The sequence below is a fragment of the Kitasatospora sp. NPDC101157 genome (assembly GCF_044768255.1).
Classification (GTDB): Bacteria; Actinomycetota; Actinomycetes; order Streptomycetales; family Streptomycetaceae; genus Kitasatospora.
Genome location: NZ_JBIWPL010000046.1, coordinates 24,035 through 33,294 on the forward strand (window position 1 = coordinate 24,035; position 9,260 = coordinate 33,294).

The following is a 9,260-nucleotide window of genomic DNA, read 5'->3' on the forward strand; positions in this document are numbered from 1 at the left end:
TACTCCCCGGCGTGGGGGATATGAAAGGAATCCAAGCCAGGTACAGGAGTGGTCATGGAAAGAGCCCTGTGATCATTGCGAGCCTGGATGGCGTCGATGCGTTCATCGACGACCTGCTGGATGGCGAACACGACTACAGCACCCTCGCCGAAGTGTACTCGCAGGACCGAGAGGTGACACCCTCAGGATTCCCTGATCACCAGCTCATGGTCTGTGCGAGCAAGACCCTTGGCCTTGGACTCGTGTCCTACATGGATGCGAACGGAAACTTCACTTCCGTGGGATCGCCGGAAACTCGAACCAAGCCGACCTATCACTTCGTATCGAACATGACCCAGTTCGCGGACCATTCAGAGATTCCGATCGCCCTCGTGCGCCAGGCAGTGAAGGAATTCTTCACCTCTGGTGGCAGGCGGCCGACCTGCCTCGAATGGCAGCCCGAAACCTTCGGAGCTTAGCCATCCAGCACTAAATTTTGACCACCACTTCGAGATGCCGGAAGGCCGCCACCCGCAGGTGGCGGCCTTTTGGTGCCTTCTCGGGGCGCCGGCAGCGTACTGTCGGCCTCGGACACTGGCCTGGAGCAGGAGTGGTGTCGGCGGGCCCCAGGCGGCCGGCTCACCGCCAACTACCCAGAAGCTGGAAGGCCGCCACCAGGGTGACGGCCTTCCAGTGCTTTCTCAGGGCCCCGGCAGCGTATCGCCGGGCACGGAACACCGACCCGGGCGGGGTCGTCGGGCCTACCAGGCCACCCCGAGGGCTTCCAGCTGTCCGCGTTGCTCGGCGGTCAGCTTGTCTCGGCGGGCTTTGGTGTTGTTGAGCCAGGCACCAAGCGACAGGCCCTCGCTGGTCTTGTGCGGGCGCGGGACGCGGGCGTGGCCTTCTCGTTCGACGAATTCGGCCAGGGCCGCCAGGTGGAGCTGGAACCGGTCGGTGCGGGACAGCTTCGGCTTCGCCTCGGCCGCGGCCTTCGCGGCCACCAGCTCGGGGTCGGCCTCGATGCCGATCGCCGACAGCAGGTCCCGCTGATCGGCCTCCAACTCGGGCCAGCCGGCCCGCTGCGCCTTCACCCAGCGTCCGAGCTGCTCGCCCTCGAACACGGTGTCCACGGGCAGCGTGGCCCAGTCGACCTTGCCGTCGCACTCCAGCCACCACTGCCGCGCGGTGGCGTAGGTGCGCTGCCAGGTGATGGGCCAGGCCGGGCACCACCAGGGGTCGATCTCCTCCAGCGCGGTCCGCCGCTGCGGCGCGAGCGCCCCGGGCTGGTCGGCCGGCACCTGGGCCGCAGCGCGCAGCTCGGCGAGCCAGGTGCCGACGGCGTAGCCGTCATGGCCTTGTGGCCTTCTCGGTTCGCCACTGGGGACGGCAACAGCATCAGCTCGGCGCTGGACGTGTCGGGGAACCGGGCGCGGACGGCCAACTGCTGGCGCACGATTACGGCGGCCGTGGCCTCCGGGATCGGAAGACGCCGGCCGAGCCGGTGGGCCTTGTGGTTGTCGTAGACCAGGACCGGCTTGCCGTCCTGGTCGCGGGTGAAGTTCCACCCTGGGGCTGGACACCATCGCGCTGAACCCGAAGACCGCCGGTGTCCAGCTGCGCCCGGACAGCCCGGTTCTGGAGTACGCCAAGGACGGCGTCCGGATCGCCTACGTCTCCACCGTGCTCGGCACGATCGTCCTGGTCGCCTACGTCGAGGTCGACTGACCCCCTCCCCGCGTCTTCTCCAAGACTCCGGGCCCCGACCGCACCCCCCCGGCGGCCGGGCCCGGACCCTTTCTCACCAGCCTGCCCTTGCCGCGCTGCGCCGCGTACGACGAGCGCCAGAAGGCCCGGGAGAAGAAGGCCGAGCAGGGGTCCACCGCGAGCTGTTGCAGACCTTGGCCTGCGCCGAATGCGAGACCGTGCTGAAGCAGGCGAGCAGCTGGGAGTACGGCCCCAAGGGACAGGTGGAGTGGACCTGCCGCCGGGGTGGCCGCTGCTGGGCCCATATGCCAGAAGGGCCCGGAGATCGCCACAGACGCGGACGTCCAGGCCCGTGACGCCGGGCGCATCTTCCAGGCCGGCGTGCCGCTCTACGCGGTGCGCGATGTCGGCCGGATCCCGCCGGATCTGTTCCAGAGACCGCCGCCGACTGACCGGCCGGAAGTGAGTAGCCGTACTCATGCGGCAGGCGGGCCGCGTCGGCGAGGCTCTACCCATCCTCACCACGCACTTCGCCTCAAGGAACCGCGATGACCGCAGCGCACGTCCCCCTGGCCCGTCTGCGATTGCCCGTCCTGTTGATGCGGGCCGGGGCCTGTCTCTGGGTCTTCGCGCCCCTCTACGCCCTGGCCGTGCGGCCCTCCGTCGAGCCGCCCCGGGACCAGTGGGGATACGTCGATGCGGAGACGGCCCAGCTGAACGACCTCGTTGCGGGGTTCACCGGTTTCTTGATCGTCGTCGTGGCAGCGGCGGCTGTCTGGGCCTGGGCGTACACCGCCGTCCGGCTGGAGCAGGGATCGCGCAGGGCCCCGTCGCTTGCCTGCGTCACCGCGCTGACCACCGGTCTGCTCGCCGTCTCAGGCGCCCGCAAGATCTTCCATGGCCTGAACAACGCCCTGGCCCTCGGTGTCCTGACCCCCCTGCTGCTGGTGAGCGCGGCCACCGTGGCGGTCACGCTCAGGACCTGGTCACGCCCCCTCCCGGCCACCAAATGATCACCCCATCGGCAACCGGCCGCCGCCGCGCCGCGCTGACGTGGGTGTGGCTGTTCGGCCGACGAAACCGGCTGCTGCGCACGGCCGGTGACGTGCATGCGGGAGCGCGGGGTTGTACTTGTCAGCGCGGGGTGCCGAGCAGCCGGGCGCGAGGGCGGCGGGCAGAAGGAAGCCGGGAGAACCGGTCGAAAGGGGGCTCGCAGATGTCGGGCCGCGCGGTCGAACGGGTTGGTTCCTGAGTCTGTGTCCCGAACGTTGCCACGGAGGCAGCCTGGACTGCGCGTCAGCTGGGGGCCCTGCCCATCGGCCAGTGTGTCCCGGGCGTAGGTGTCGGTGCAGGCTGGGCGGATCGGCGCGGTTTCTTGTTGGCGGACGCGGTGGCGGGGTAGAGATCGCACAGTCCCTGCGGCAGATCGCAGGGGCGGAGGAGACGAGGAACCGTGGCAGAAAGCCGTTTCAGTGAGACCATCGCCGAGCTGGAGGCGGAACTTCCCGACATCGAGGCCCGGCGCCGGCGCCTGGAGGACGAACTGACCGGCGCCGTGGCGCGGGAGAACGCCGTCCGCGGCGCCATCGAGGGCCTGCGGGCCCTGACCGAACTGGTGGCCTCGCAGGACATGACGCCGGTGGGCGGTGTCCGGGCGGAGGCGGACGCCATCGTCCGGGTTCGGCCGCAGCAGCTCGCGGCCGAGACAGGGGCGGCGCTGGAGCGGGGCGGGGAGCCGGCCGAAGAGGGCACCTTGCGCACGGACACGGTCACGAAGACGGCGAAGAAGGCCGCTGGGAAGAAGGCGGCCCCCGCGAAGAAGACCGCGGCGAAGAAAGCGACACCCGCGAAGAGGGCCGCAGGGAAGAAGGCGGCCCCCGCGAAGACGACCGCGGCGAAGAAGACGGTGGTGAAGAAGACCACCGACGGCGCGCGGCCTGCCGCGGCGAAGAAGAGCGCCGCAGCCGAGGGGGCCCGGCCCGTGCGCACCGGCGCCGAGCCGCCCACCGCAAAGCGCGGAACGGCTGCACCCGCCCCCGGGCGCCGAACAACCGGTGCTACCGCCGACAGCGTGCTGGCGGTGCTGGCCGGCGCTCAGGGGCCGCTGCGGGCCCGGGAAGTGACCGCCCGGTTGGGGATCGAGGAATCGGCGGACACCGTGAACGCGGTGCGCACCGCGCTGGAGCGCCTGACGAAGGCCGGCCGGGCGCAGCGGCCGAGCCGTGGCCTGTACGCGCAACTGGACAGCTGACCCGCGGGCCCAGCCCTGTCGGCGGCCGGTTCGCGTCCCTGCCCCCGCCGCACCGTCGGCCGGTCGCGCGACATCGCCGGGTGCGGCATCCGGACTGTCCTGTCGTCGCTGTCCCTGTCTGAGATGCCGGAGGGCCGCCACCTGCGGGTGGCGGCCTCCTTCCTCGTAGCCGTGTCCCAGAGATCGGCACCGACTGGCGGGGAGCGTCATTCCAAGCATGCGATATTGCTCAGCTGACGGCCATTTCACCGGGTGCGGTCGATCTCACCCTCCGAAGCGAGAGTCCCTGAGATGACGAAAGACGCTCCAATGGGCAGGCCGAGCCTCTCCGCCCAGGACAGCGCCTCTGCGCGGGACGTGTCGCGCTCGGCCAGGCGGGCGGCGGCCAAGGAAGGCGGCACCTTGTCCTCGTCCAGCAGGACGGCCCACTGGCTGCCGGTGAGGGCCAGGTAGCGCAGCTGCGGGAACTCCGCGAGCACGGTCAAGTCCTGGACCGTGGCCTGGGAGAGATCCAGGCCGCGCAGATTCGGTGCCGTGCGTAGCGGGGTGAGGTCGGTCGTGGCGGTGGTGGCGAGGTCCAGCGAGCTGAGGTGTCGGTGTCCCTTGAGTGGTGTGAGGTCGCCGCCGTGGAGGTCGATGGCCAGCGACTCGACGGGCAGGTCCCGGATGGGGGTCAGGTCGGTGACGGGGCGGCGCTTGAGTTCGAGTTTTCGTAGATGGGGCGCGGCTGCGAGCGGGGTGAGGTCCATCGGGATGGCGGGAGCGTTGGTCTGGATCAGAACGGCCTGGAGACCGGGTGACACGGCGTGAGGGATTCCGCCGGATCGCAGCTCGGGATCGGAACCGGACTCGCACGGACTTTCCACGAAGTCGATGTAGTCGACGTCATCTTCCTCTACCTCATAGGCGCCCCGGTCCAGCAGGTCCAGGTAGCGGGCGAGGAGCGAGGTGACGGAGTCGCAGACATGGAGCGGCCCGTCGTAGTAGTCGCGGCCGATCTGGATCACTTGCCCGGGATGTCCGGCATGGGCGGGGGACATGTCGACCGCCAGGTAGTTGCCGTCGTCGGCGGTGGCGAACGGGAGCCACGCGGGGTGCTCGTGGCAGCGTCGAACAGTACCGGGCGGGTCAGCGTCCAGGACGACCGCATCCCAGTGGTTCTCCCAGCCGCTCCACACCGGTTCCCGCAGGTCGGCGTTGGCGGCGACCAGGCGGTCCAGCGGTATCCAGCTGAGGTTGCCGAACAGGCCACAGGCGTCGTCCCCACTGCCGTCGGCGAACAGGTACAGCGCCCGCAGATCAGCGGGCAACGGTCGGCCGAGGCGGCGCTCGGCGTCCGCGAGGGCCGCCTCGGTCACGGGCGGGGGCAGCGCCTCGGAACGTCCCAGGATGTCGGCACGCTGCTTCAGGTAGGCGCGGAGCCGGGCGAGCGCCAGGTCCGGGTCGCCCGCCGGGCCCGCCGTGCCCTCTTCCTGGGCGTCCCCCGCCGAGGAGAGCCGGTAGCCGTGATCCAGGACAGCCAGGAAGCCCGGACGCTCTCCGTGTAGCCGGGAGACGACGTCACGGGACGCGACCAGCGAGTACTCCCCGGATGGCCGGCACCGTATCTCCAGCCTGGTGCGCTCCCAGCCGCGAGCCGTACCCACCGCCGCCGTCACGTCACTCAGATCCTGGAAGCCACGGGCCAGATGGAACCGCCGCGCGCTCGCGCCAGCGAGCATGCACTCGCCGGAGACGTTGAGACCGAAAAGGCCTTCGGTGCTCACGAGCACCGCCTCCGTCCACCCCACCGGTGCGTTCGCCGCAATTATCCCGGCCACCCGGGCGACGCCCTGCTCAATCAGCTCGGCCATGTTCTGTTCCGCTTCCGTCGACACTCCCGCGATCATCGCAGGGGCCCATGACAGACCCGGTCAGCAGAATCCGGCCGGGGACTGCAGGCTCAGCCCGGTGGAGCCGACGGTCATGGAGCACAGACCCGCCTTGCCCACCATTACCGCGCCGAGCGCCATTCCACCCGTGCTGTATTCGACCGCTACCGCCAATGCCGGCAGGGTGATGCTCCTATGGGCTGTCAAGCGGCAGTGAGCCATTCGCGGTAGGCGTTGGCGAGGTCGTCGTCTCGGCGGATTCCGCGTTCGAGGGTGGAGATGGTGGCGGGCCAGACTCCGAAGTGCCCGGCCACGGCGGTGAGGGTGATGTTCTTGGACTGTCGCAGAGGCCGTAGGTCGGCGACGCCCGGGACGGCGACGGTCGTGGTCAGGCAGCGGAAGATCTCCCGGGCGATGGCCCGTTTCAGGAGCCGGATGATCTCCTTCTTCGTCCGCCCGGCCTCGGTCTGGCGGACGACGTAGTCGCGGGTTCGTCGGTCGCTGGACATCCGGCAGAGGGCTATCCGGTAGAGGGCGGCGTTGGCCGCGCGGTCGCCGCCCCTGGAGAGGCGGTTGCCGGTTGGTCCTGCCGCTGGAGGCGGGGACCGGTGCGGCCCCGCAGAGCGCGGCGAAGGCCGCCTCGGTGCGCATGCGTTCGGGGGTTGCCTCCGGCGGTGACCAGCAGCTGGGCGGCGGTGTCGGGGCCGACGCCGTAGGCGGCCCGCAGGCCGGGGTTGTGGGCGGTGACCTCGGCGTCAAGAGCCTTCGTGAGGGCCTCGTGCTCGGCGGTGAGTTCCTTGACGCGCCGGGCGAGGCTCTTGAGCGCGGTCAGGAGAGCGACGTGGACGGCGTCCCCGGCCGGCCGCACCCGGGCCAGGGCCTCGGTCCGCTCTTGTGCTTTGAGCCGCCCGAACTTGGCGCGGATCGCCTCGGGTGCGGTGATCAGGATCTGCCCGATCTGGTTGAGGGCGGCGGTGCGTGCCTTGACGGCGGAGCGGGAGGCGTTGTGCAGGGCACGTATGCCGGCAACGGTGTCGTCCTTGGGTGCGCTGGAGGCCCGCCCGGACAGGGCGCCCCGGGCGGCGGCGTAGGCGTCGACGGGGTCGGACTTGCCGATGCGGCGGCGTTCGGCCCGGTCGGGGCGGTTGACCTCGACGACCCGATGCCCGTGCGCGCGGGCCTCGCGGGTGAAGCCGGTCCCGTAGGAGGCGGTGCCCTCGACGCCGATGGCGAGCACGTGGCCGTGGGCGGTCAGGAAGGCCAGGGCCGCGGCGTATCCGGCCGCTGTGGTGGGGAACTCGGCGTCCGCGAGGTGGCCGCCGTTGTCGCTGACGACCGCAACGTGGATGGTGTCGGTGTGGGAGTCGACCCCGCCGAACACGTCCTGGCCGTTGTGTCCTTGGCAACCGCTGATGTCATGCTGATGATGCCTTCCCTAGCCGGAGGTTGGCGCCGGCCGGGTGGCGCAGACAGGACATTGAAGGGGCTTCTGGACCAAGCTCCTGACTTGTTGAATCGACCCCAGACGCGCGGTCTGCAGCCGTAGCGTCCAGGGTGTCGGTCGGCACGGGCCCGCAGTGCTCCTTGCCGCCCACGGGCTGGCTCTCTCATAGCGTGCCGCCGCCGGCCGACACCTGCGCGGTGTGGCTCGGCAGAGGCATGAGGACGACACGGTGACTTCAAGTCAGGATGCCCACCGCACTCCCTCTTCGGTCCCGTCGAGTGCAAGGCCAGCCTGTGATCCTGATCGGTATCGACCCGCACAAGTCCTCCCACACCGCCGTCGCCGTCGACGCCTCGGGCCATCAGCTGGCCAGACGCCGGTTCGTCGTCGACGCCGGAACGTTCCGCCAGCTCATGGCCTGGTGCGAGCAGTGGCCCGAGCGTCGATTCGCCGTCGAGGGCGCCGGCGGGCTCGGCCGCTCGCTCGCCCAGCAGCTGGCGGCCGCTGGCGAGGACGTGGTCGACGTGCCAGCCACTCTCTCGGCGCGGGCACGGGTGCTGTCCACCGGCGGCAACCGCAAGACCGACGAGGCCGACGCCCGCCACGTTGCCCAGGTCGCCCTGTACCGCCCCGACCTGCGGCGGGTCGCCGACGAGGACCAGACCACGATTCTGCGGCTGCTGACCGAGCGCCGTGACGACCTTGTCCACGAGCGCACCCGTGTCCTGAACCGGATGCACGCCGTCCTGCTGCCCGGCGGCGTGGCCACCGGCCTGTCCGCCGACAAGGCCGCCGCCGCGATGAAGGGCATCCGCCCCGTCACCGCGACCGACAACTGCCGTCGCGACATAGCCCGTGACCTGCTGGCCGACCTTCGACGCCTGGACCGCCTGGTCAAGGACAACGAGGTCCAGATGCGCGAGGCGTTGGCGGCGACTCGCACCACGCTCACCAGCCTGCCGGGCCTGGGCACCGTGCTGGCCGCCAAGGTCCTCGGGCACGTCGGCGACGTCACCCGATTCCCGACCGAGCACCATTTCGCCAGCTACACGGGCAGCGCGCCGCTGGACGCCTCCAGCGGCAACAACGTCCGCCACCGGCTCAACACCGGTGGCAACCGTGCGCTGAACTCGGTCTTGCATGTCATCGCCGTCGTCCAGATCCGCGACGGCGGCCGCGGCCAGGAGTACTACCTGCGCAAGATCGCGGAGGGGAAGACCCCGTCCGAGGCCCGCCGAGCCCTGAAGCGACGGCTGTCCAACGTGGTCTACCGGATCATGAAACGCGACCATCGGACCCAACTCGCCGCAGCCGCTTGACACACAGAGGCGCTATCAGGTCATGTTCCGCCCGGCCGGAGCCATGAGAACAGGTCCCGGCGGCCGGACAGAACAACCCGAAGACAGCCCAGCAGGGCGTCAGTCAGTGGCAGAGCCACGACCACCGGAACCTGAGTATCAGCATCAATGTCAGGGGCGAGCGCTACGGTACGTCGCCATGGACGCTGCCGATCTTGACCACCGGACCCGCACGCAGTCAGGCTGCATTCCGCCGGAGCTGGTCGCACGGTTGCTGGAGCACGGCCACACCGCTGTGGTGGAGGAACAGGCTGGGCGCGGGGAGTGGTTCTGCGCGCGGGCCTGGGCGGGGCTGCTCGCCGAGCAGGGCCGACAGGCGCAGGCGCTGGAGGTGATCGCCCCGTATGCCGCGACGGGCTGGTGGACGGCTGCCGAGGCCATGGCGGAGCTGCTGGAGGCGAACGGCCGCGCCGACGACGCGATCGCGCTGGTACGGCCGCACGCAGAGGGCGGGGAACGGCTGGGGCTGGGATTCTTCGCGCGCCTGCTCGCCCGCCATGGCCGGGGCGACGAGGCGTTCGACCTGCTGCGTCCGTACGTCGAGGACTGGCACCTTGCTAAGAGGACATCTCATTTGGACGGCCGAGTAGGCTCCGCGGGTGACGATCGTGGAGCGGCTGGTGCCGGATGAGTTGTGGGAGCTGTTCCAGTTG

The 9,260-nt window shown here is 70.3% G+C and carries 9 protein-coding genes; 5 read left to right on the forward strand and 4 right to left on the reverse strand.

Going from position 1 to position 9,260, the window contains the following annotated elements:
- Nucleotides 1–68 precede the first annotated feature (68 nt).
- Nucleotides 69–458 carry an Imm1 family immunity protein gene (locus ACIRVF_RS41525; RefSeq protein ID WP_402830055.1) on the forward strand — a complete coding sequence of 130 codons (390 nt, stop codon included), beginning with the start codon at nt 69–71 and terminating at the stop codon, nt 456–458.
- A gap of 282 nt (nt 459–740) precedes the next feature.
- Here the strand turns inward: ACIRVF_RS41525 and ACIRVF_RS41530 are convergent, their stop codons facing one another.
- Nucleotides 741–1,277, reverse strand: coding sequence for a helicase associated domain-containing protein (locus ACIRVF_RS41530; protein ID WP_402830058.1), 537 nt, complete (start codon nt 1,275–1,277; stop codon nt 741–743).
- Between the two features lie 954 nt (nt 1,278–2,231).
- Here ACIRVF_RS41530 and ACIRVF_RS41535 point away from each other — a divergent pair.
- Both ACIRVF_RS41535 and ACIRVF_RS41540 read left to right on the forward strand, forming a co-directional pair.
- The gene (locus ACIRVF_RS41535) at nt 2,232–2,696 is read left to right on the forward strand and encodes a hypothetical protein (protein ID WP_402830061.1); all 465 of its coding nucleotides are present in this window, start codon (nt 2,232–2,234) and stop codon (nt 2,694–2,696) included.
- Nucleotides 2,697–3,136: 440 nt separating this feature from the next.
- Nucleotides 3,137–3,934, forward strand: coding sequence for a type IV toxin-antitoxin system AbiEi family antitoxin domain-containing protein (locus tag ACIRVF_RS41540; RefSeq protein WP_402830063.1), 798 nt, complete (start codon nt 3,137–3,139; stop codon nt 3,932–3,934).
- A 245-nt stretch (nt 3,935–4,179) separates the two neighbouring features.
- Here ACIRVF_RS41540 and ACIRVF_RS41545 read toward each other — a convergent pair whose 3' ends face one another.
- The 3 genes from ACIRVF_RS41545 to ACIRVF_RS41555 all read right to left on the reverse strand — a co-directional run bounded on the left by ACIRVF_RS41545 (nt 4,180) and on the right by ACIRVF_RS41555 (nt 7,186).
- The gene (locus ACIRVF_RS41545) at nt 4,180–5,787 is read right to left on the reverse strand and encodes an SMI1/KNR4 family protein (protein ID WP_402830065.1); all 1,608 of its coding nucleotides are present in this window, start codon (nt 5,785–5,787) and stop codon (nt 4,180–4,182) included.
- A gap of 221 nt (nt 5,788–6,008) precedes the next feature.
- Nucleotides 6,009–6,314 (reverse strand): hypothetical protein, encoded by a 306-nt coding sequence (locus tag ACIRVF_RS41550; RefSeq protein WP_402830068.1) that lies wholly within the window; start codon nt 6,312–6,314, stop codon nt 6,009–6,011.
- A gap of 11 nt (nt 6,315–6,325) precedes the next feature.
- Entirely contained in the window at nt 6,326–7,186 is an 861-nt protein-coding gene (locus ACIRVF_RS41555; protein WP_402830070.1) for a transposase, read from the reverse strand.
- Nucleotides 7,187–7,542: 356 nt separating this feature from the next.
- Between ACIRVF_RS41555 and ACIRVF_RS41560 the strand changes: the two genes are divergently transcribed.
- Together ACIRVF_RS41560 and ACIRVF_RS41565 are read left to right on the forward strand one after the other, a co-directional pair.
- On the forward strand, nt 7,543–8,568 hold the full coding sequence (locus ACIRVF_RS41560; protein WP_402830072.1) for an IS110 family transposase: 1,026 nt from the start codon (nt 7,543–7,545) through the stop codon (nt 8,566–8,568).
- A 178-nt stretch (nt 8,569–8,746) separates the two neighbouring features.
- Nucleotides 8,747–9,238: a hypothetical protein gene (locus ACIRVF_RS41565; protein ID WP_402830074.1), complete on the forward strand. Its 492-nt coding sequence runs from the start codon at nt 8,747–8,749 to the stop codon at nt 9,236–9,238.
- Nucleotides 9,239–9,260: the final 22 nt, after the last annotated feature.